Here is a 21,794-nt window from a genome sequence, read left to right as displayed (position 1 = left end):
ACGCAACTGAAACCTCGCAACTGATTAAATGTAAATCTCTCCCTTTAAATAAGTAACTGCTTTGCCTGACATCAGCACGCGGTCGCCTTTTAGTTCGCACCAGAGTTCTCCTTTTCGTGCCGAAAGCTGATAAGCATGTAAGGTGTTTTTACTAAGCTTTTCTGCCCAGTAGGGTATCAGGTTACAATGTGCCGAACCAGTTACCGGATCTTCGGGAACGCCAGCGGCCGGAGCGAAAAACCGCGATACAAAATCAACTTTAATACCCGGTGCTGTTATAATGATGCCTACTGCATCAATCTTTGCAAGTGCAGCGTGATCAGGTTTTATATCCGTTATATCTTTTTCGCTTTCGTATACCAGGAAATAATCTCTTGATTTAAGGATACTTTTGGGCTGCATGCCACCCAATGCCGCTATCAAACCTTCCGGTTCATCGGCTGCAAAAGGCGGCCGGGATGGAAAATCTAAGATGTACTTATCTCCATCTTTTGTAACTTTTAAAACACCTGCCTTTTGTGTGTCGAACTTAATTTCAGGATTATCATAGCCCAATTCGGTATATAAAATATGTGCAGTGGCCAGGGTAGCATGCCCGCATAAATCAATCTCTAATTCCGGTGTAAACCAGCGCAAATGGAAGCCATCTGTAGTTGGCACAAAAAAGGCAGTTTCTGCCAGGTTGTTTTCTGCTGCTATTTTTTGCATCACATCATCGGGCAGCCAATCCGTTAGCGGACAAATTGCAGCCGGATTGCCACCAAAAAGTTTATCGGTAAAGGCGTCAGCCTGGTAAATAGGTATAGTCATTTCAAAAGGATAAACGACTAAGGTAGAAATTATAAATTATTCAATCCATAGTACAGAGTTACCCGTACCATATTCATTTTGTTCCCATTGTTTGTTGCCCGGGTCCAGTATCCAACGCCCATCGATCAGAAATTTGTATTGATATTTCCCTTTCTTAAGGTACATGCTGATTACCCATTCGCCATCGCGGTGTTCAAGCGTATAGCCACTTTCATTCCAGTTATTAAAGCTGCCGGGTAGTATTACTTTATGAGCATCGTTATATCCCTTTAGCCTGAAGATATGATTGGGTTTCACCGCCAGAAATGAATTAGTCTTCCCGTTTTCCGTAATTTGATGTGGGTTATTTGGATCTGTAATCCACTGGCCATCCACTACAAATTTGTACGAATAATTACCCGCCGGTAAAACGTATGGTAATACCCAACCTGTGGATGTTTTTCTTAAACGGATCATATCCGGATTCCAGTTATTGAAGGAACCAGCCACATAAACATTTTTGGCATTGGTATAGCCATCAAGTTTAAAAGTCACTGTTTCTCCCAACTTAAGTATCGAAACAGGTTTACCATTTTGCTGCTGTTTTTCAGCATTTGAAGGATCAGCCAGCCAATTGTTATCTACATTAAAGTGATACAGATGAACCCCATCATGAATGTAAAGCTGGGCTGTCCAGACTTTACCTAAAAGTCTCATCGGAATTTCAGCCCATTTATTGAAGCTGCCGCTAACAGAAACATGCTTAGCTTGTGAATAACCAGAAAGCCTGAATGTGAAATTGTAACGGTAGTATATGGAGTTCATGTTTCCTGCACCGTCATTTTCAATCAGGTTATTGTAAGTGTCTGGTGTCCAGTTGCCGTTGATGATAAACTTATAAGCATATTTCCCCGGTTCCAGTTTAATGTCTGCCACCCATCCGCTGTCGGTTTTATTCATCAGGCCTTTAATGGTGCTCCAGTCATTAAAGCTGCCGGAAAGAAGTACGCGCCTTGAATTGGTATTTCCGGGGACAAAAAAGCGGGTAAGGCCAGATGGTAATTCCCGTACGGTTACACGGTTAAAACTGTTTATTCCGTAAAGCACTTCGGCCGGATAGCCCGGCCTGTTCTCGCTTTTATTTACTGTGGTACTGATTAAATAGGGCGTAATCCTGTTTTCGCCAAGATCTGATAAAGAAATATCCAGCTGCACCTGATACTTGCCTTTAATATTTACATTCCAACCCTGTTTTTCGGCAGGCGCAAAATTGCCCTTCTGTACCATGTCGGCATTCAGGTTAGTGAGGCCAGCTATATGCAGTAAACTATCAATCGTTTTTTTAGGCGAGCGGCGGTCGAGCTGCAGCATCATGTGGTTACGCAGGATGTAAATCTTACTGCGCTGCTGAGCCATTGCCGTTACTTGTACAAACAGCAAAATCAGAATTGATATGTACTTCAGCGCCTTCATTTATCCTGTTGGTGATTGTAAATGTACATTTCAAATTCTTTTTTCGCGAAGTTGATCGTAAAAACTCCGCGGGCAAAAAAATCATACCCCAAAATACCGTCTACCGAATAGCCATATGCTTTGCCAATGTTTTCGAGGTTGGAGACCAGCACATGGTTACCTGTGAAAGTTTTATTGCCGATCTCAAGATTATTGCATCTTGCATAGATCAGTTCATATTTTGTGCCGCCTACGCCCGTAACGGAAGAACGGTTAAGTATTTCTAATGATTTAAGCACCTTTTTAGGTACGTGTAAATCAATCATATTTGTTTCGGCACCACTGTCAAACGCCAGCCATACAGTTTTATCTGTAATTTTTGCTTTTAAAAGGATCACATCGTGCATCAGTTGAAAAGGCACTTGCAGATCAGGATTCTTCAGATTACGCTGGTCGTTTATAATGTCGCCTTTACTGTCGAGTTTATGAATATATAACAAGTTGTTTGCCATATCAATTGTGATGGCCAGCTTGTTAAAAAGCCTGGTACCTAATAAACCAAGTATCTTGATCTTTTTGCTGTTTTCAATGCCCGAAAGGTCGGTTACATCTGCAACCAGGCGGTCAAAATGAAGGTCGAATCCTAACGAGAAATTATGCACCACTGTGGTGAATGTGCTGGAGGTGCGGCCATTTATTCCGCCTGCTTCCTGCTCAACGATATGCGGCAGATCACGAAAGTAAGTTTCATTTAGCACAAGGTAGGGGGCACCGGTATCCAATACAAAATTACCTGCAACAGAATCAATCTGTGCCTCCACTATCAGCAGGTTACCGGCGCGTTTGATAGGGATGGCTAAAGTTTTGAAATCGCCGTAAGGGTCAGAATCGCCAAGCTGTAGTTCGGTTAAATTGATACCGCCTATGATCACAGGGTGCCCGCCGCCTTTATTTGCGAGGCACCATAATGGCATAAGCAGTAAAATAAGTAAACCTAATCTGTGCATTTAACGCTGATGTATTGGTAAGACGAAACCCGGAGATAAACGTTACAGCCAATAAGTTTTAAATAAGTTAACTAATGCCTTTCATCACATCAAGCCATTGTAATTTTAATGCTATGAAATCGTCAATTCGCATTATTTCCAAATCGGAACTTCTAAATACCGAATAATTCACTATCTTTGCCCGGCAAATAATCAATCTCAATAATATTATTTGCCATGCTTGACTCCTCAAAATTTATCGCCGAAGGTTTAACTTATGATGACGTTTTACTGATACCGGCATACTCAGAAGTTCTACCGCGCGACGTTAATACCAGCACTTACTTAACCCGTAAAATCAAGCTTAACATCCCAATTGTTTCTGCTGCTATGGATACTGTAACCGGTTCGCAACTGGCTATTGCTATTGCGCAGGCCGGGGGTATCGGCATACTGCATAAAAACATGAGCATCAGCGCTCAGGCTAATGAGGTTCGTAAAGTTAAGCGTTCGGAAAGCGGAATGATACAAGACCCGGTTACTTTGCACGAGGATGCATTAGTGGCTGATGCTGTTAAGATCATGAAGGAGTTTAAGGTGGGTGGTATCCCGGTGATCGGCGACGATCATCAACTAAAAGGTATTATTACCAACCGCGACCTGCGTTTTCAAAAGGATATGGATAAGCCGGTGCGTGAGGTAATGACCACCAATAACCTGATTACTGCGCCACAGGGTACAACGCTGATCCAGGCAGAAGAAATACTTCAAAATTATAAAATTGAGAAACTTCCGGTTGTTGATGACAATAATAAACTGGTAGGCTTAATTACTTTCAAAGACATTCAGAAATTTAAAAATTACCCAACCGCCTGTAAAGATGAGCATGGACGTTTACGTGTAGGTGCAGCAGTTGGCGTTAGCGGCGACAATATTGACCGTGTAAAGGCACTTGTTGCTGCCGGTGTGGATGTACTTACTGTTGATACTGCTCACGGCCACTCAAAAGGCGTTATTGATATGGTTAAAGCTATCAAAGAGCTTTATCCGGAAATGCAGATCATTGCAGGTAATGTTGCTACAGCCGACGGCGCACGTGCATTGGCCGAAGCCGGTGCCGATGCAGTTAAGGTTGGTATTGGTCCGGGTTCTATCTGTACCACCCGTATCGTTGCGGGTGTTGGCGTACCTCAATTATATGCCGTTTACGAATGTGCAAAAGCCCTGGAAGGAACCGGTGTGCCGGTTATTGCCGATGGTGGTATCAAACAAACAGGCGATATTGTTAAAGCAATTGCAGCAGGTGCTGGTTCAATAATGGCAGGCTCTCTGTTTGCTGGTGTGGAAGAATCACCAGGCGAAACCATTATTTATGAAGGCCGTAAATTTAAATCATATCGTGGTATGGGTTCTGTTGATGCGATGGAGCAAGGTTCAAAAGACCGTTACTTCCAGGATGAAACAGACGTTGTAACCAAGCTTGTGCCAGAAGGTATTGTAGGCCGTGTGCCTTATAAAGGTACTTTAGCCGAGGTTGTTTATCAATATGTAGGCGGTTTGCGTGCAGGTATGCATTATTGTGGTGCAACCAACATCCCGCAATTGCAACAAGCTAAATTTGTACGTATTACAGCGGCCGGTATGCGCGAGTCGCACCCGCATGATATTACCATTACTAAAGAATCGCCGAATTACACTAGGTAATTTATTCGATCATATAAGTTCAATAGTTCATTGGTATTTGATTTGCTGATGAACTATTGCTTTTTAATAAGCAACTGAACAAATGAACGAAATCAAAAATATCCTCTTCTTCGGCGATAGCCTTACTGCCGGTTATGGCCTGGCCGATGCAGAAAACCAATCGTTTCCGGCTTTAATTCAGCAAAAGGTTAATGTTGCAGGCCTTAATTATAAGGTGCTGAATGCCGGTGTCAGCGGTGATACTTCTGCCGGCGGATTAAACAGGTTAGGCTACTGGCTAAACAGACCTGTTGATGTCTTTATTCTTGAATTGGGCATCAATGATATCATTCGCGGAGTACCACCTGCAACAACACTCACCAATCTTCAAAAGATCATAGATCAGGTAAAGGCAAAGTATCCTCAGATAAAACTTGCCTTGATGGGAATGGAGCTTCCTGTATTTATTCCGGGTGCTTTTGCAAAGGAGTTCAGGTCAATCTATCGTAAACTGGCCGACAGTAATCAGATGGCGTTTGTGCCTTTCTTTTTGGAAGGTGTGGCTGGTATAGCTCACTTAAATTTAAGGGACGGCTTGCACCCCTCTGCAGAAGGGTATAAAATTATTGCTGATAAAGTATGGCCGGTTATCAGCAAGCTGATTTGATAACAAGAAAATGATGTAATCGCAGATCTTAAATTGCCGGGAATGCTTAGGTTTACATCATCAATAAATACCAAATACATACAAGCAAATGAAATCTATCTGTGTGTTTTGCGGTGCCAATTATAATGGCGACCCTATACTTAAAGATGCTATTGACCAGTTGGCACAAGTAATGGTTAACCGGAACATGAACCTTGTGTATGGTGGCGGTAAAGTAGGAGTGATGGGCCTTATTGCCGATGCTATGCTGCAACGTAATGGTGAAGTGATAGGCGTGATCCCGCAGTTTTTAATGGATAAAGAAGTTGGGCATAAAGGTATTTCCGAACTTATTGTTGTTGAAAATATGCATCAGCGTAAACAACGTATGAGCGAAATATGTGATGGATTTGTGATGCTTCCTGGTGGCTTTGGTACACTCGAGGAATTTTTTGAAGTGCTGACATGGCTGCAACTGGGTTTACATAAAAAGCCCATAGGCGTTTTAAACGTCAATGGCTTTTACGATTTTCTGCTGAAGCAAATGGATGTGATGGTAGAACAAAAGTTTTTGAAACCGGCAAACCGAAAACTGGTAATCACCTCGGCAGATCCTATTGAGTTAGTCAACCTAATGGCTGATTTCAAAGCCGAACCTGATGAGGTTTGGTTTAAAAATAGTCTTACTTAATAGTTTGTCATCTGAGTGATAACGAAGAATCTTTTTAGATATGCTTAAATAGATTCCTCACTTTGTTCGGAATGACAAATTGATTTGGATACCATACTGTCACCTCGAGCTTGGCGAGAGATCTTCTAAGATTTGCTTAACCTAACTTATAGATTCCTCACATACGTTCGGAATGACAAATTGATTTGGATACCATACTGTCATCTCGAGCTTGGCGAGAGATCTTCTAAGATTTGCTTAACCTAACTTATAGATTCCTCACATACATAGAATGACAGTATTCAAGACTTTTTCGTTCTGAGTGATAACGAAGGATCTTTTAGATATGCTTAAATAGATTCCTCACTTTGTTCGGAATGACAATATTATTGTTTCTGATTTTAGGATAAAATCTCCGCCAGTACGCCCTCTTTTAAAGAGTAGGCAGACATGCATACATTATCAACTTTGAGTTTATCCATCAGGTAACGGGTAAATATCGAAGCAACCACAATCATATCAACCCTTACCGGAATAATGTAGGGGTTTGCTTTACGATCTTCGTGATTTGATCGGATCAGATCATTGGTTAGATTTACTAATTGACCCTCTTCAAAAGTGTAGGTCTTGGTTTGTTTCAGGTTAAACTCCCGTCCCGCATTACGTTCTGCAAGCTCGGCAAAGGTTTCAAAGGCACCCGAAGACCCGATGATATTATTGATCGGGTATTTCTTTGCAGCTTCAAAAAACGGCTGAAGTTTTTCGTCAAGGTAATCATGTAAATTGTTGATCTGTTCAGTTGGTATAGGGTCTATTTTATGATATAGATCCATTAATCTTGCAGCGCCAATTTCAAAGCTCTGCTTCCAGAAAATGCGTTCATCGTTACAGATAATAAACTCAACACTGCCACCGCCAATATCAACAATAACACTGTATTGCTTATTCAGCATTCCCGATGCTTTTACACCATAATAAATGTATCCAGCCTCGGTATCACCGTTTATAGTTTCAATTACAATACCTGTTTCCGCTTTTACTTTGTCGATAAAGTCCTTTCCGTTTGAGGCACTTCTCAAAGCTGAAGTAGCGATAGCCTTTACCTCGCTTACTTCAAAGTATTCGATATACTGCTGAAAGCCGCGCATAGTGTCAAGCCCGCGTTCAAAAGCTTCGGGTTGTATAAAGCCTTTGTTTATACCGCCCTCGCCAAGTTTAACAGCAATATGATCATGCCGCAGTTCTTTAAGATCGGCATAAGAGCTTCCTTCAATAATTAACAGGTGAAAAGTGTTTGTGCCGAGATCCATTACGGCTACTCGTTTACGCATAGGCTTCATTCTTCCACCAACAAGGCAGGAACAGATAAATTGTTTTAAATGTATGAAAAACTAACAGAGAATTAAGATTATATCAAACAACACACCCCTGTTAAAGCACTTACTTTAACAGGGGTGTGTATAATAATCGATAGGAGTATTACTCCTTATAAAAGAACCATTTGCTAAGCTCTTTAAAGCTGGCTTTTTTGCCATACATTAAAACGCCGACCCGGTAAATACGTGCCGCAACATAAGTGGTAAATAAAAATCCGACTACCATTAATGCCATTGATAAGCCAACCTGCCACATCGGCGGATCAAAAGGCAGGCGTACCATCATAGCTACCGGTGCGGTAAACGGAATAATGGATAACCATACCGCCAATGGGCTGTTAGGTGCCTGGAACAATACCGATACCGATAGGATGTAGGTGAATAATAAAGGCATGGTAATAGGAAACATGAATTGTTGTGTCTCCGTTTCACTATCTACAGCCGAACCAACTGCCGCAAACATAGCGCTGTAAAGTAAATAGCCGGATATAAAATAAAAAATGAAACAGCCTAAAATGAACCCAAAAGGGATGTTTTGTAATACGCTGATAAAGCTCATCATGCCTTCCTGGGTAGATTGCCCGGCAATTTTAGTGGCAATTACAGATAATATGATCCATGCGCCAAATTGAGTAAGTCCTACCAAACCCACGCCGATGATTTTACCCAGCATCAGTTGAAATGGTTTTACGGATGAGATGATCACCTCTATAATGCGGTTGGTTTTTTCTTCAATAACGCCGCGCATAACCTGTGCACCGTAAATAAATATCGACATATATATCAATATTGCGCAGGCAATAGCAATACTGATATTCGCCGTCATGTTGGTGTTTTTATCTCCCTTCTCGGTAATCTCCACGGCGTTTACAGAGATATTGGTATGGCGTATGTTGTTGATCAGTGCGGTATCAATATGCTGCGCTTTAAAGCTGTTGGCAACAGCAATATCGTTCATCTGCTTTTCTATCTGGCTGGTAAGCGGGAAGGGTGGTTTCTTTTTAGAGAAAACCTGTACACCATTTGGGCTATTGTAGTTGGCTGCAATGTAAAGCGTGAAATTATTTTCTTTATTCTTTGAGTTGGACTTAGCTTGCGCAAGCGATTGGGTAGAGGTTTCAAAGCGGATGTTTTTCGCGTTGTGAAAGTTTCCTTTAAACATGTTGCTTTCATCAATCACGTTTACAGTTTGCAGCTCTGTAATTTCTCCACTGCTTTTTGCAATGTATTTGATGGCAAAGCCCATTGCTAATATGAGCAGTGGTACCACAAATATCATCACAACAAATGATTTCTTACGTACACGGGTCAGGTATTCGCGTTGTATAATGAGTAAAACTTTATTCATGGCTTAGGCTATTAGGTTTACTTTTTCAATGAAGATCTCGTGCATAGAAGGTATCACTTCCTGTAGCATGTTAACGCGTGCACGTGTTATAAAATGGTTTAAAATATCGTTGGAATTGCTTGCCGGTTTCAGCTTAACTTTTATAGTGTATGCGCCTTCTTCCTCGTTTACTTCTGCAAGCAAATCAAAAGGTTCTGAACCATTGAAATTCAATCGTTCACCGGTATACTCTAAAAGGTAAGTATCATTACGATATGATTTGCGGATGGCCTTTACCTTGCCGTCGAGTATCTTGCGCGATTTATTGATCAGCGCTATGGAGTCGCACAGTTCCTCTACCGATTCCATACGATGGGTGGAGAACAATATCGTAGCACCTTTACGGTTTAGTTCTAAAATCTCATCTTTTATTACCTCCGCATTTACCGGGTCAAAACCGCTAAATGGTTCGTCAAGGATAAGCAGATCCGGTTCGTGCAATACAGTAGCTACAAACTGTGCTTTTTGCTGCATTCCTTTTGAAAGTTCTTCCACTTTTTTATCCCACCAGCTTTCAATCCCTAATTTTTCAAACCAGTACTTGATTCGTTTGCGCGCTTCGTCGCGGCTGAGGCCTTTCAGGCGTGCCAGGTAAATGATCTGCTCGCCAATCTCCATTTTCTTATAAAGGCCGCGCTCTTCTGGCAAGTAGCCGATACGCTCAATATGTGATTGGTTGAGCTTTTCACCATTGAAAAGTATCTCGCCCGAGTCAGGGGCAGTAATTTGGTTAATGATGCGTATAAGCGAAGTTTTACCGGCGCCGTTAGGACCCAAAAGTCCGAACACTTTGCCGCTTTCCACTTCTAAGCTTACATCATTCAATGCCGTGTGTCCGGCGTATTGTTTTACAATGTTACGAATGCTGAGCATGGTGAAGGTTTTAAAATTATGCGGTTTAGATACAAGGTTTTATAATATGTTACATAGTTAATATTTTCGCCAGTAATTTCAAGTAGATACTATGCTTTTGATCAACTCAAAAGGTACGAATATGAAGCCTTTAACAAAATGTCAAATTCATTCCGCCCGTTCGGCTCATTTTGTTAATTTTGCACATCCTTTCATCAAACAAATACTACATTGGAGCAACAGGAATTAACTACCGTTGAAACCGCCAAAGATTTAGGCTTATTACCCGCAGAGTTTGACCGTATAAAAGAGATTTTGGGCCGTACGCCTAATTTCACTGAACTATCGATATTCTCAGTAATGTGGAGCGAACACTGCTCTTACAAAAACTCTATCAAATGGTTAAAAACTTTACCACGCGACGGCTCACGCATGCTGGCCAAAGCAGGTGAAGAAAATGCCGGTTTAGTTGATCTTGGCGATGGCATTGGTTGTGCATTTAAGATTGAATCACATAATCACCCGTCAGCGCTGGAACCTTATCAAGGTGCAGCAACCGGCGTGGGTGGTATCAACCGTGATATTTTCACAATGGGCGCACGCCCTATAGCGCAGCTTAATTCATTGCGTTTTGGCGATCTTAACCTTGACCGTACCAAATGGCTGGTTAAAGGTGTAGTTAAAGGTATCAGCCATTATGGCAATGCCTTTGGTATCCCAACCGTAGGCGGCGAACTTTATTTTGATGAAAGCTTTAATGTAAATCCGCTGGTTAACGCTATGTCGGCCGGTATTGTTAAGGCTGGCGAAACAGTTTCGGCCACATCTTATGGTGTAGGTAACCCGGTTTACATCGTGGGTTCTGCAACTGGTAAAGATGGTATCCACGGTGCGGCATTTGCATCAAAAGATATTACAGAAGATTCTGTGAACGATTTGCCGGCTGTACAGGTGGGCGATCCGTTCCAGGAGAAACTGTTGCTGGAAGCTACTTTAGAAGTTATTAAAACCGGTGCTGTTATTGGTATGCAGGATATGGGAGCGGCAGGTATTATCTGCTCAAACTCAGAAATGTCGGCCAAAGGCGAGCACGGTATGAAAATCTGGCTGGATAAAGTACCAACCCGCCAGGAAAATATGAAGCCTTTCGAAATCCTGCTTTCAGAATCACAAGAGCGTATGCTGATTGTAGTTGAAAAAGGCAAAGAAGCTTTAGTACAGGCTGTATTTGATAAGTGGGATTTGAACTGCGCTGTCATTGGCGAGGTTACTGACACTAAACGCCTGGAATACTATATGAATGGTGAACTGGTTGCCGATGTGCCAGCTGATGATTTAGTGTTAGGCGGCGGTGCCCCGGTTTACGAGCGCGAATACCGCGAGCCTGCTTATTACCAGGAATACCAGAAATTTAATATTAATGATGTACCAGAGCCTGAAAACCTGGTAGAGGTTGCTGAGCATTTGGTAGCGCATCCAAACATTGCATCAAAAAGGTGGGTAACTAATCAGTACGATTCAATGGTGGGTACAGCTACTATGACTACCAACCGCCCTTGTGATGCAGCTGTTGTTGCGGTTAAAGGTACTGATAAGGCAATTGCTTTAACTACCGACTGTAACTCGCGTTATGTAAATGCCGACCCTCAAAAAGGTACATCTATTGCAGTAGCAGAGGCAGCACGTAACATTACCTGCGCAGGCGGCGAGCCTGTTGCAATTACCAATTGCTTAAACTTTGGTAACCCTTACATTCCTGAAGTATACTGGCAGTTTGTAAGTGCTATTAAAGGTATGGGCGAAGCGTGTACTAAATTTGAAACTCCGGTAACAGGTGGTAACGTAAGTTTCTACAACCAGTCATCAGATGAGGGCCCGGTTTTCCCGACACCAACTATTGGTATGTTAGGTGTACTGGATAACATCGATAATATGATGACGGCAGACTTTAAACAGCCTGACGACCTGATCTACCTGATCGGCGAGTCTGTAAATGATATTGCTTCATCACAATACCTGGCATCATACCATAAAATCAAAGAATCACCGGCACCATATTTCGATCTGGAGAAAGAATATGCCATGCATCAGGTGGTTAAACAACTGATACAGGCAAAAGTAATCCAGTCGGCACATGATGTTGCCGATGGCGGTTTGTACATTGCGTTATTAGAATCGGCTATGCCAAATGGTTTAGGTGTTCATATCGACACTGACGAAACCATTCGTAAAGATGCTTTCTTATTTGGTGAAGCGCAGGGAAGGGTAGTAGTAAGCGTTGCTCCGGCAGATCAGGAACGTTTTGTAGAAATGATGGCAACATCAGAAGTTCCGTTCAGTCTGTTAGGTACCGTAGCCGATCATGGCAATTTGTTTGTTGACGAAGAGCTTTACGGCAATATCACCGACATTAAATTAGTTTACGATAACGTTTTGCATTTAACCCTTGGCGAATAATGCTGAAACTAAACCGGGTACACCACATTGCTATTATTTGTACAGATTATCAAAAATCTAAACAGTTTTATACCGAAATACTTGGTTTAAGCATTCTGCAAGAGGTTTACCGCGAAGCAAGAGATTCATACAAGCTTGATCTGGAAGTCAATGGACTGTACCAGATCGAGCTTTTTTCTTTTCCCAACCCGCCGGCAAGGCCATCCCGTCCAGAGGCTGCAGGCCTGCGCCACCTGGCATTCGAGGTTGAGGATATTCAGAAAGCTGTTGCCGAAGTAAATAAGTACGGAGTAACAACTGAACCAATCCGTACAGACGAGTTTACAGGTAAGCGTTTTACTTTTTTAGCTGACCCCGACGGTTTGCCAATTGAGTTTTACGAGGTATAATAGGAAGGTATTTAATTTGGTCATGCCGAACTTGTTTCTGCATCTCACGCGCTAAGCCAAGTCAATAAAAAATATCTTTGGGATGCTGAAACAAGTTCAGCATGACGATGCAACATAATCAGCCATGTTCCAATTTAAACAATTTGCAGTCGACCAGTCGGGTTGCGCTATGAAGATTAATACAGATGGCGTATTGCTGGGGGCACTGGCAAATAATGAAGAGCCAAGAAGTATCCTTGATATTGGAACGGGTACCGGCGTTGTAGCCATGATGCTGGCACAGCGTTTTGCTTTAGCACAAATAGATGCCGTTGAAATAGACCACTCAGCCGCACATACTGCTATACAAAATTTCAATAATTCTGATTTTGCCAGTCGTTTAAGCTGCTATGAACAAAGCTTTGAGCAGTTTTTTAAAGAGCATCCGGAAAAGAAGTATGATTTAATAGTTTCTAATCCGCCTTTCTATACGCAATCGCTCAAATCACCAAATCAGCAAATCAATGTTGCCAAACATGCGGACGAGAATTTCTTTGCTGATCTTTTAAAATATACGTCTGGTCATTTAACAGAAAAAGGCTTATTCTGGATTATAGCGCCAGTTAATACATCAGACATTGTTCAAAGGTGTGCTGATAAATATGGTTTATATCAGCGTTTAATCATTTCAATTAAATCGTACCCACATTCGGAACCGCATAGGTATTTAATCGCATTTGGATCGAAGCCAGTTGAAGTAGTAAAATCAGAATTTACAATCTACCAGGAACAAGGGAAGTATACAGCACAATACGCACAAACACTGAAGAACTTCTTTACCATCTTTTAGCGTCCGTTCAATTCAATCACTTTTAGGTTTTCAATTTTGCTGCCGTTAATATCAAATTTCATTAACGTGCGTACCTTATGCCAGCCTTGTTTTCCGGCAGCACCCGGATTTAAGTGCAGGCAATTGATCTTCTTATCAAATATTACTTTAAGTATATGCGAGTGTCCGCAAATGAATAGTTGTGGGGGATTGTTGTAGATTTCAGGTTTAACAAAAGAGCTGTACCTGTCGGGATAACCACCAATATGGGTCATCCACACATCCACGTCTTCGCATTTAAAACGTAAATGTTCCGGGTAAGTAATACGTACGTCCTTTCCGTCGATATTTCCGTAGACACCTTTAAGCGGTTTAAAGGCAGCAAGCCGATCAGCAAGTTCAATAGTGCCAAAGTCGCCCGCGTGCCATATCTCATCACAATTCTCAAAATGCTTAAAAACGGCATCATCAAGGTAGTTATGTGTGTCTGATATCAGGCCTATGCGGGTCATTTAATAATTATATAGTGGTTTAGTTCTTATAATAGATTAACGCGATTCATTTCCGCTTCGAAAACAGAATCAATAAGCAGGTCTTTTTGTTTAGAAGCTGCAACAGCTAACTGGTCGCAGCGTTCATTTTCCGGGTGACCGTTATGCCCGCGTACCCATACAAACCTGATGCGGTGCAATTTGCTGAGTTCTAAATAACGCATCCACAGGTCCTTGTTTTTTTTGTCTTTAAAGCCCTTCTGTAGCCAGCTATGTACCCAGCGCTTTTCAATGGCATCTATCACATATTTCGAGTCCGAGCATATTACAACTTCCTGGTTAGGGCTTTTCAACGCCTCAAGCCCTTTAATAACAGCCATTAACTCCATGCGGTTATTGGTGGTTTTTCGGTATCCGGCGGATAGCTCTTTATAATGGTTTCCCGATCGTAAAACTACGCCATAGCCACCTGGGCCAGGATTTCCGCTTGATGCACCGTCTGTAAAAATCTCTATCATATACAGCTGCAAGTATAGGAAAATGCGATTGCAATGCGCTATGATAATTTTTTTGAAAAAAGGACTTGCATAGCTAATCAAGATTTGTATTTTTGCAATCCCAAACGGTAGATGTAGCTCAGTTGGTTAGAGCACTAGATTGTGGTTCTAGGGGTCGTGGGTTCGAGCCCCATCATTTACCCAAAGCCTCTCATGAAAATGAGAGGCTTTTTTTATGACTATATAAACTATTTATAATCTCCATTTAAAATTGCAATTGCTTCCAGGTTTACCTCGTCTTCAATTTCAACTTTTGATGGAAATTTTGCAATCCGTTCGATTTCTGCCAACAAAAGAGGATCGGTTGTATTTCTCACCAAATTAATTAATACCCAAAGTTCCCACATTGAATCGTTTGATCTCAGAACTTTAATTATTTCAGAAGTCATTCTGTTTGCAAATGGCTTTAAGACATCCGCAATGGACCTGCCAATTGGCCAATTCATATCTTGAAGCCATTCTAACAACTGGGGTAAAATTGGCTTAATCTGTTCGAATGAAAGTTCTTTAAGCTCACTGATTACTTCATGGTAATGTTTATGTTTTGGGATTAGATCTTTAATGTCCATGCTTGCTATATGATAATATGTAATCAGCTTCTAATTTAATTCTATATTATAATAGTTTTTTGAAAAAGGATACTGCTTAATATCTGAATTTGTTTATCTCATATTATATGGGATTTTAAAGAAATTAAGGCGATAACGGACATTTGATAATGGTTAGAAACTATTAATTGAGTTTTATTTTGGAAATATATGAGCGTTAATGTTTGCTTTCGGCAAGCTTAACCCTTTGAAACCAGCGTATTAAGTAAATGTTTTAAAAAAGTAAAGAAAAAGGTTGCAGGGCGGGTAAAAGTTGGTACATTTGTATCCCCTCAGCAATGAGGGTTGTTACTTGAAAAGACGAAGGTGAAAGAATAGAGAAGAGACGGGAAAAGTGCTTCTCACAAAAGCAAAAAAAAACTTTTGTAGGTACTTGTGAGAATAGAAAAAAATGATCACCTTTGCAGCCGCTCCGAACGGGAGCGGGAATGTATTGAAAAGCGGGAAGGAAGCTACGGCGGAGAAAGCGAAAAAAGGCGGAAACGAATAAGTTAAGGCTGATTTTGGAGGAAGCTGAAGCTGGGAGTAACCAGAAGAAAGTTTGAAAAAAAAAGTTCAAATAAATTTTGGAGAAAAGAAAAAGACTTCTACCTTTGCAGTCCCAAACGAAACGGAGCGACTCCGGATCGGAAATGAAAAGAGAAAGTAAGCAGAAAGCGGTTAGTTGAAAGCGGAAAGTTACGAGTTGAAAGTTCATACGGACAACAGATAACCGGCCACTGAAAACTGGCAGCTCGAAGCCCAACATAAGAAGCCTAAGCGTGAGCGGCGGCGCAAAGTTCTTTAAATAAGATAATAACATGTAGCGAAGCGGGTAACTTGTAACCAAGTTATCAACCTAAAAGAAAGTCAATTTAATTTAATTAAATCTAAACTGATAGGGATACTGTATAAAGATACAATAAGGTTGAAAGACAAAAGCGAAAAGCAGAAAGGATTACCTTTAAGCTTTAAGCTCAAAAACTTTCGCCTTCAAATACAGATTTCTATTTTGAGTAATAGGGTCTGGATACAAACAAAACATTTTACAATGGAGAGTTTGATCCTGGCTCAGGATGAACGCTAGCGGCAGGCCTAATACATGCAAGTCGGACGGGATTGAGGAGCTTGCTCTTCATGAGAGTGGCGCACGGGTGCGTAACACGTATGTAACCTACCTTTATCAGGGGGATAGCCTCTCGAAAGAGAGATTAACACCGCATAAAATCACAGAACGGCATCGTTCAATGATCAAATATTTATAGGATAAAGATGGGCATGCGGGACATTAGCTAGATGGTGAGGTAACGGCTCACCATGGCCATGATGTCTAGGGGATCTGAGAGGATGGCCCCCCACACTGGTACTGAGACACGGACCAGACTCCTACGGGAGGCAGCAGTAAGGAATATTGGTCAATGGACGGAAGTCTGAACCAGCCATGCCGCGTGCAGGAAGACGGCCCTACGGGTTGTAAACTGCTTTTGTACCGGAATAAACCTTTTCACGTGTGAGAAGCTGAATGTACGGTAAGAATAAGGATCGGCTAACTCCGTGCCAGCAGCCGCGGTAATACGGAGGATCCAAGCGTTATCCGGATTTATTGGGTTTAAAGGGTGCGTAGGCGGCTTGTTAAGTCAGAGGTGAAAGGCGGTAGCTTAACTATCGGAGTGCCTTTGATACTGATGAGCTTGAATGCAGCTGAGGTAGGCGGAATGTGACAAGTAGCGGTGAAATGCATAGATATGTCACAGAACACCGATTGCGAAGGCAGCTTACTAAAGTGCGATTGACGCTGAGGCACGAAAGCGTGGGGATCAAACAGGATTAGATACCCTGGTAGTCCACGCCCTAAACGATGAATACTCGATGTTGGCGATATACGGTCAGCGTCTAAGCGAAAGCGTTAAGTATTCCACCTGGGGAGTACGCCCGCAAGGGTGAAACTCAAAGGAATTGACGGGGGCCCGCACAAGCGGAGGAGCATGTGGTTTAATTCGATGATACGCGAGGAACCTTACCCGGGCTTGAAAGTTAGTGAATGATACAGAGACGTATCAGTCCTTCGGGACACGAAACTAGGTGCTGCATGGCTGTCGTCAGCTCGTGCCGTGAGGTGTTGGGTTAAGTCCCGCAACGAGCGCAACCCCTATGTTTAGTTGCCAGCATTTAAGGTGGGGACTCTAAACAGACTGCCTACGCAAGTAGAGAGGAAGGAGGGGACGACGTCAAGTCATCATGGCCCTTACGTCCGGGGCTACACACGTGCTACAATGGGCAGTACAGAGGGCAGCGACCTGGCAACAGGAAGCCAATCTCAAAAAGCTGTTCACAGTTCGGATCGGGGTCTGCAACTCGACCCCGTGAAGTTGGATTCGCTAGTAATCGCGTATCAGCAATGACGCGGTGAATACGTTCCCGGGCCTTGTACACACCGCCCGTCAAGCCATGGAAGCTGGGAGTACCTGAAGTGCGTAACCGCAAGGAGCGTCCTAGGGTAAAATCGGTAACTGGGGCTAAGTCGTAACAAGGTAGCCGTACCGGAAGGTGTGGCTGGAATACCTCCTTTCTGGAGCAGTATCCCAAACTATCAGTCAAACGACAGGAATTAGGAAAAGCCTCGTTACATGTTATCTTATTTATTATAAAAGAGAAAAGACAGAGACAAGAAACAAGAGATAGGAAACAAGAGAAGATCTTGCTACGATATACTTGGTACTTGCTACTCTGAAAAGAGAAACCCAGAAGATGAAGCCATCAGGGAATGTGAACTAACTGAAAAAGTAAGGCACAAGACAAGATCGGCAGCAAAGCGTTTGGAGCGATAGAAAGAAGAGTTAGCAGTTAGCACAGCGAAGCTGACTCGGAACTCGGAACTCACAACTCGGAACTGCAAAAGAAAGTCTCGTAGCTCAGTTTGGTTAGAGCACTACACTGATAATGTAGGGGTCAGCAGTTCAAATCTGCTCGAGACTACAGGGTGAGTTAAAGGTAAAGAGTTAAAAGTTGAAAGTAAAAAGTACTGGCAACAGATAACCGGCAACCGGCAACAGACATCATAACTGGGGAATTAGCTCAGCTGGCTAGAGCACCTGCCTTGCACGCAGGGGGTCAACGGTTCGAATCCGTTATTCTCCACGCTTAAGCGGAAAGCAGAAAGCGAAAAGCACAAAGCCCTTAAAAGCTTTAAGCTTTAGACTTTCAGCACATAAGCTTAAAAAAGTTCTTTGACATATTGGAAGAAGTAATTGAATAAACTGAGAAAACAACAGTAGAGGACAGTTACGAGTTGCGAGTTGACAGTTGGGTAGCAATACCGTTAACAGGAAACAGACAACAGATAACAAGAATCAAATAAAGACATACCATACCGAGCAAAAGCGGTATGCGTAGAAGAAAGTAAGAAAGGGCACACAGGGGATGCCTTGGCTCTCAGAGGCGAAGAAGGACGTGATAAGCTGCGATAAGCTCCGGGGATTTGCAAATAAGACTTAATCCGGAGATTTCCGAATGGGGAAACCTGATCATTTGAAGAATGATCGCAAATGCGCTAACCCGCTGAACTGAAACATCTAAGTAAGCGGAGGAAGAGAAAACAATAGTGATTTCCTGAGTAGTGGCGAGCGAAAGGGAAGGAGCCCAAACCAGTTATGTTACGGCATACCTGGGGTTGTAGGACCACGACATAGTACAATAAAATGAAGCTGAAGGGGGTGGGAAACCCCGCCAAAGAGCATGAGAGCTGCGTAAGCGTAAGTAATATTGACTTAGTGGGATCCTGAGTACTGCGAGGTCGGAGACGCCTTGTGGGAATCTGCCGGCACCATCCGGTAAGGCTAAATACTACTGAGAGACCGATAGTGAACTAGTACTGTGAAGGAAAGGTGAAAAGAACCCCGAACAGGGGAGTGAAATAGAACCTGAAACTGTGTGCTTACAAGCGGTCGGAGTCTGGCAACGGATGACGGCGTGCCTTTTGCATAATGAGCCTACGAGTTACTCTTCTCTGGCAAGGTTAAGTGTTTAAGGCACGAAGCCGAAGCGAAAGCGAGTCTGAATAGGGCGTGCAGTCAGAGGAGGTAGACGCGAAACCTTGTGATCTACCCATGACCAGGTTGAAGGTGCGGTAACACGTACTGGAGGACCGAACCGATAAGCGTTGAAAAGCTTCCGGATGAGTTGTGGGTAGGGGTGAAAGGCTAATCAAACTGGGAAATAGCTCGTACTCCCCGAAATGTTTTTAGGAACAGCGTGGCGGTAAAGTTATTAAGAGGTAGAGCTACTAATTGGGTGCGGGGGAGTCAAATCCTACCAAATCCAGATAAACTCCGAATGCTTGATAATATACGCTGCAGTGAGGCTCTGGGTGCTAAGGTCCAGGGCCGAGAGGGAAAGAACCCAGACCATCAGCTAAGGTCCCCAAATTACCATTAAGTTGAACTAACGAGGTCCGGCTGCACAGACAGCTAGGATGTTGGCTTGGAAGCAGCCATTCATTTAAAGAGTGCGTAACAGCTCACTAGTCGAGCGGCCGGGCATGGATAATAAACGGGCATTAAATGGTATACCGAAGCTATGGATTGTATGAATAATACACTGGTAGGGGAGCATTCTATCGCCGGCGAAGCAGTAGCGTAAGCTGCTGTGGAGGTTATAGAAAAGCAAATGTAGGCATAAGTAACGATAAGGCGGGAGAGAAACCCGCCCACCGAAAGACTAAGGTTTCCTGATCAACGCTAATCGGATCAGGGTTAGTCGGGGCCTAAGGATAATCCGGGTGGAGATTCCGATGGACAACTGGTTAATATTCCAGTACTTTTTATGACTGCGATGCAGTGACGGAGTAGTGACACATCCGCGTTCTGACGGAATAGAACGTTAAAGGCCGTAGGTATAGGACACATAGTAAAGTACGTGAGTTCTGCTGAAAGCTGATAGTACCGCAAACCTTCGGGGGAGTGGATAGTGATGGTAATCAGACTTCCAAGAAAACCTGCTAAGCTTCAGGTCATAAAAACCCGTACCGTAAACCGACACAGGTAGTCGAGGAGAGGATCCTAAGGTGCTCGAGTGAATCATGGCTAAGGAACTCGGCAAAATGGCCCTGTAACTTCGGGAGAAGGGGCGCTGCAGAAATGCAGCCGCAGTGAAAAGGCCCAGGCGACTGTTTAACAAAAACACATGGCTTTGCAAAATCGAAAGATGACGTATAAGGCCTGACACCTGCCCGGTGCCGGAAGGTTAAGAGGGGATGTTAGTCGCAAGGCGAAGCATTGAATCGAAGCCCCGGTAAACGGCGGCCGTAACTATAACGGTCCTAAGGTAGCGAAATTCCTTGTCGGGTAAGTTCCGACCTGCACGAATGGTGTAACGATCTGGGCGCTGTCTCAGCCATGAGCTCGGTGAAATTGTGGTATCGGTGAAGACGCCGGTTACCCGCAACGGGACGGAAAGACCCCATGCACCTTCACTACAACTTAACATTGATATCGGATACAGGATGTGTAGGATAGGTGGGAGACTGTGATCTGGCTTCGCTAGGAGTCAGTTAGTCAACGTTGAAATACCACCCTTTCTGTATTTGGTGTCTAACCCTGCAAAGCGGGGGACATTGTTTGGCGGGTAGTTTGACTGGGGTGGTCGCCTCCAAAAAGGTAACGGAGGCTTTCAAAGGTAAGCTCAGTACGCTTGGTAACCGTACGCGGAGTGCAATAGCAAAAGCTTGCTTGACAGTGAGGCAGACAAGCCGAGCTGGGTCGAAAGACGGATATAGTGATCCGGTGGTTCTGCATGGAAGGGCCATCGCTCAAAGGATAAAAGGTACGCTGGGGATAACAGGCTGATCTCCCCCAAGAGCTCATATCGACGGGGAGGTTTGGCACCTCGATGTCGGCTCGTCACATCCTGGGGCTGGAGAAGGTCCCAAGGGTTCGGCTGTTCGCCGATTAAAGTGGCACGCGAGCTGGGTTCAGAACGTCGCGAGACAGTTCGGTCCCTATCTGTTGTGGGCGTTGGAAGTTTGAGTGGGGCTGACCTTAGTACGAGAGGACCGGGTTGGACTAACCTCTGGTGAATCTGTTATGGCGCCAGCTGTACTGCAGAGTAGCTACGTTGGGAATAGATAAGCGCTGAAAGCATCTAAGTGCGAAACTAGCCACGAGATGAGACTTCCTTATAGGGTTGTGGTAGACTACCACGTTGATAGGTTACAGGTGTAAAGGTGGTGACATCATAGCCGAGTAATACTAATCGCCCGAAGCTTTCTTCGCAACAGATAAGTGGTGTGACCTTTCCGGTCACACCACCATCAAAACAACAAATAAGCTGTTGTTCTCTCAGCTTCAACTACTTCTTTCAATAATATGTCAAGTTAATGAGTCAGAAAAGTCAGCAAAGTCCGTAAGTCAGTCAATGACGAATGCACTAATGACCAATGACTAATAACTAAAAATATTCAGGTGCCTATATCGGCGGTGTCCACCTCTTCCCATTCCGAACAGAGAAGTTAAGCCCGCCAGAGCCGATGGTACTGCGGTAAAACGTGGAAGAGTAGGTCGGCGCCAACCTTTTTTAAAGCCCTTTCGGGCACTCAATGCCCCTAATCGGGCAGCAAAACTTAAAGCCTTGTTCCTAAAGAACAGGGCTTTTTTGCGTTTAAGCACTG

General features: G+C 43.3%; 15 protein-coding genes, 3 tRNA genes and 3 rRNA genes. 12 read left to right on the top strand and 9 right to left on the bottom strand.

Annotated features, from left to right (window positions below):
* Nucleotides 1-24: 24 nt before the first annotated feature.
* The 3 genes from PQ461_RS12950 to PQ461_RS12940 are packed head-to-tail and all read right to left on the bottom strand — an operon-like array spanning nt 25 to nt 3,248.
* Entirely contained in the window at nt 25-810 is a 786-nt protein-coding gene (locus PQ461_RS12950; RefSeq protein WP_274205943.1) for a PhzF family phenazine biosynthesis protein, read from the bottom strand.
* Nucleotides 811-846: 36 nt separating this feature from the next.
* Nucleotides 847-2,262, bottom strand: a complete 1,416-nt coding sequence (locus PQ461_RS12945; protein ID WP_274205942.1) for an early set domain-containing protein — start codon at nt 2,260-2,262, stop codon at nt 847-849.
* Nucleotides 2,259-3,248, bottom strand: a complete 990-nt coding sequence (locus PQ461_RS12940) for an aspartyl protease family protein (RefSeq protein ID WP_274205941.1) — start codon at nt 3,246-3,248, stop codon at nt 2,259-2,261. Before PQ461_RS12940 ends, PQ461_RS12945 begins: the two co-directional genes overlap by 4 nt.
* A 216-nt stretch (nt 3,249-3,464) precedes the next feature.
* On the opposite strand from PQ461_RS12940, the gene guaB reads away from it, so the two are divergent.
* The 3 genes from guaB to PQ461_RS12925 all read left to right on the top strand — a co-directional run bounded on the left by guaB (nt 3,465) and on the right by PQ461_RS12925 (nt 6,247).
* The gene (gene guaB, locus PQ461_RS12935) at nt 3,465-4,931 is read left to right on the top strand and encodes an IMP dehydrogenase (protein ID WP_274205940.1); all 1,467 of its coding nucleotides are present in this window, start codon (nt 3,465-3,467) and stop codon (nt 4,929-4,931) included.
* Between the two features lie 82 nt (nt 4,932-5,013).
* Complete coding sequence (locus tag PQ461_RS12930; protein WP_274205939.1) at nt 5,014-5,577, top strand: arylesterase; 564 nt, start codon at nt 5,014-5,016, stop codon at nt 5,575-5,577.
* Between the two features lie 88 nt (nt 5,578-5,665).
* Complete coding sequence (locus tag PQ461_RS12925) at nt 5,666-6,247, top strand: LOG family protein (RefSeq protein WP_274205938.1); 582 nt, start codon at nt 5,666-5,668, stop codon at nt 6,245-6,247.
* Between the two features lie 380 nt (nt 6,248-6,627).
* Here the strand turns inward: PQ461_RS12925 and PQ461_RS12920 are convergent, their stop codons facing one another.
* From PQ461_RS12920 to PQ461_RS12910, 3 genes are all read right to left on the bottom strand, one after another.
* Nucleotides 6,628-7,557 (bottom strand): Ppx/GppA phosphatase family protein, encoded by a 930-nt coding sequence (locus PQ461_RS12920; RefSeq protein ID WP_274205937.1) that lies wholly within the window; start codon nt 7,555-7,557, stop codon nt 6,628-6,630.
* Nucleotides 7,558-7,705: 148 nt separating this feature from the next.
* On the bottom strand, nt 7,706-8,950 hold the full coding sequence (locus PQ461_RS12915) for an ABC transporter permease (RefSeq protein WP_274205936.1): 1,245 nt from the start codon (nt 8,948-8,950) through the stop codon (nt 7,706-7,708).
* Nucleotides 8,951-8,953: 3 nt separating this feature from the next.
* The gene (locus PQ461_RS12910; RefSeq protein ID WP_274205935.1) at nt 8,954-9,862 is read right to left on the bottom strand and encodes an ABC transporter ATP-binding protein; all 909 of its coding nucleotides are present in this window, start codon (nt 9,860-9,862) and stop codon (nt 8,954-8,956) included.
* 210 nt (nt 9,863-10,072) lie between these two features.
* Between PQ461_RS12910 and purL the strand changes: the two genes are divergently transcribed.
* The 3 genes from purL (at nt 10,073) to PQ461_RS12895 (ending at nt 13,516) form a co-directional block, all read left to right on the top strand.
* Nucleotides 10,073-12,298, top strand: coding sequence for a phosphoribosylformylglycinamidine synthase subunit PurL (gene purL, locus PQ461_RS12905; protein ID WP_274205934.1), 2,226 nt, complete (start codon nt 10,073-10,075; stop codon nt 12,296-12,298).
* A complete protein-coding gene (gene gloA2, locus PQ461_RS12900) occupies nt 12,298-12,687 on the top strand; it encodes an SMU1112c/YaeR family gloxylase I-like metalloprotein (protein ID WP_274205933.1) in 390 nt (129 codons plus the stop codon). The genes purL and gloA2 overlap by 1 nt, the downstream gene beginning before the upstream one ends.
* A 124-nt stretch (nt 12,688-12,811) precedes the next feature.
* A complete protein-coding gene (locus tag PQ461_RS12895) occupies nt 12,812-13,516 on the top strand; it encodes a tRNA1(Val) (adenine(37)-N6)-methyltransferase (RefSeq protein ID WP_274205932.1) in 705 nt (234 codons plus the stop codon).
* On the opposite strand, the gene PQ461_RS12890 is transcribed toward PQ461_RS12895, so the two are convergent.
* Together PQ461_RS12890 and rnhA are read right to left on the bottom strand one after the other, a co-directional pair.
* A complete protein-coding gene (locus tag PQ461_RS12890) occupies nt 13,513-14,007 on the bottom strand; it encodes a metallophosphoesterase family protein (protein ID WP_274205931.1) in 495 nt (164 codons plus the stop codon). The two genes, PQ461_RS12895 and PQ461_RS12890, sit on opposite strands and share 4 nt — an antisense overlap.
* A gap of 26 nt (nt 14,008-14,033) precedes the next feature.
* Nucleotides 14,034-14,504, bottom strand: coding sequence for a ribonuclease HI (rnhA, locus tag PQ461_RS12885; protein WP_274205930.1), 471 nt, complete (start codon nt 14,502-14,504; stop codon nt 14,034-14,036).
* 107 nt (nt 14,505-14,611) lie between these two features.
* Here rnhA and PQ461_RS12880 point away from each other — a divergent pair.
* Nucleotides 14,612-14,685, top strand: a tRNA-His gene (locus PQ461_RS12880).
* A 46-nt stretch (nt 14,686-14,731) separates the two neighbouring features.
* Here the strand turns inward: PQ461_RS12880 and PQ461_RS12875 are convergent.
* Nucleotides 14,732-15,112 carry a DUF5071 domain-containing protein gene (locus PQ461_RS12875; protein WP_274205929.1) on the bottom strand — a complete coding sequence of 127 codons (381 nt, stop codon included), beginning with the start codon at nt 15,110-15,112 and terminating at the stop codon, nt 14,732-14,734.
* A gap of 1,066 nt (nt 15,113-16,178) precedes the next feature.
* Between PQ461_RS12875 and PQ461_RS12870 the strand changes: the two genes are divergently transcribed.
* From PQ461_RS12870 to rrf, 5 genes are all read left to right on the top strand, one after another.
* Nucleotides 16,179-17,699: ribosomal RNA gene (locus PQ461_RS12870) — 16S ribosomal RNA — on the top strand.
* Nucleotides 17,700-18,031: 332 nt separating this feature from the next.
* Nucleotides 18,032-18,106 (top strand) — tRNA-Ile (locus tag PQ461_RS12865).
* 88 nt (nt 18,107-18,194) lie between these two features.
* Nucleotides 18,195-18,268: transfer RNA gene (locus tag PQ461_RS12860), tRNA-Ala, on the top strand.
* Between the two features lie 254 nt (nt 18,269-18,522).
* Nucleotides 18,523-21,399: ribosomal RNA gene (locus PQ461_RS12855) — 23S ribosomal RNA — on the top strand.
* A 185-nt stretch (nt 21,400-21,584) separates the two neighbouring features.
* Nucleotides 21,585-21,696, top strand: a 5S ribosomal RNA gene (gene rrf, locus PQ461_RS12850).
* The 16S, 23S and 5S rRNA genes sit together here with 2 tRNA genes alongside, the layout of an rRNA operon.
* Nucleotides 21,697-21,794: the final 98 nt, after the last annotated feature.

It is taken from the genome of Mucilaginibacter sp. KACC 22063 (assembly GCF_028736115.1).
Classification (GTDB): domain Bacteria; phylum Bacteroidota; class Bacteroidia; order Sphingobacteriales; family Sphingobacteriaceae; genus Mucilaginibacter.
Note: the sequence above shows the minus strand (reverse complement) of the source record. Positions and strands in the feature narration are given on the sequence as shown.

Bases quoted from the DNA above. Each gene is read 5' to 3' on its own strand.
- PQ461_RS12920 (WP_274205937.1), bottom strand. From the start codon at position 7,557: ATGCGTAAACGAGTAGCCGTAATGGATCTCGGCACAAACACTTTTCAC.
- PQ461_RS12895 (WP_274205932.1), top strand. From the start codon at position 12,812: ATGTTCCAATTTAAACAATTTGCAGTCGACCAGTCGGGTTGCGCTATG.
- PQ461_RS12945 (WP_274205942.1), bottom strand. From the start codon at position 2,262: ATGAAGGCGCTGAAGTACATATCAATTCTGATTTTGCTGTTTGTACAA.
- PQ461_RS12910 (WP_274205935.1), bottom strand. From the start codon at position 9,862: ATGCTCAGCATTCGTAACATTGTAAAACAATACGCCGGACACACGGCA.
- PQ461_RS12875 (WP_274205929.1), bottom strand. From the start codon at position 15,112: ATGGACATTAAAGATCTAATCCCAAAACATAAACATTACCATGAAGTA.
- PQ461_RS12925 (WP_274205938.1), top strand. From the start codon at position 5,666: ATGAAATCTATCTGTGTGTTTTGCGGTGCCAATTATAATGGCGACCCT.
- PQ461_RS12950 (WP_274205943.1), bottom strand. From the start codon at position 810: ATGACTATACCTATTTACCAGGCTGACGCCTTTACCGATAAACTTTTT.
- guaB (WP_274205940.1), top strand. From the start codon at position 3,465: ATGCTTGACTCCTCAAAATTTATCGCCGAAGGTTTAACTTATGATGAC.
- PQ461_RS12890 (WP_274205931.1), bottom strand. From the start codon at position 14,007: ATGACCCGCATAGGCCTGATATCAGACACACATAACTACCTTGATGAT.
- rnhA (WP_274205930.1), bottom strand. From the start codon at position 14,504: ATGATAGAGATTTTTACAGACGGTGCATCAAGCGGAAATCCTGGCCCA.
- gloA2 (WP_274205933.1), top strand. From the start codon at position 12,298: ATGCTGAAACTAAACCGGGTACACCACATTGCTATTATTTGTACAGAT.
- PQ461_RS12930 (WP_274205939.1), top strand. From the start codon at position 5,014: ATGAACGAAATCAAAAATATCCTCTTCTTCGGCGATAGCCTTACTGCC.
- PQ461_RS12940 (WP_274205941.1), bottom strand. From the start codon at position 3,248: ATGCACAGATTAGGTTTACTTATTTTACTGCTTATGCCATTATGGTGC.
- PQ461_RS12915 (WP_274205936.1), bottom strand. From the start codon at position 8,950: ATGAATAAAGTTTTACTCATTATACAACGCGAATACCTGACCCGTGTA.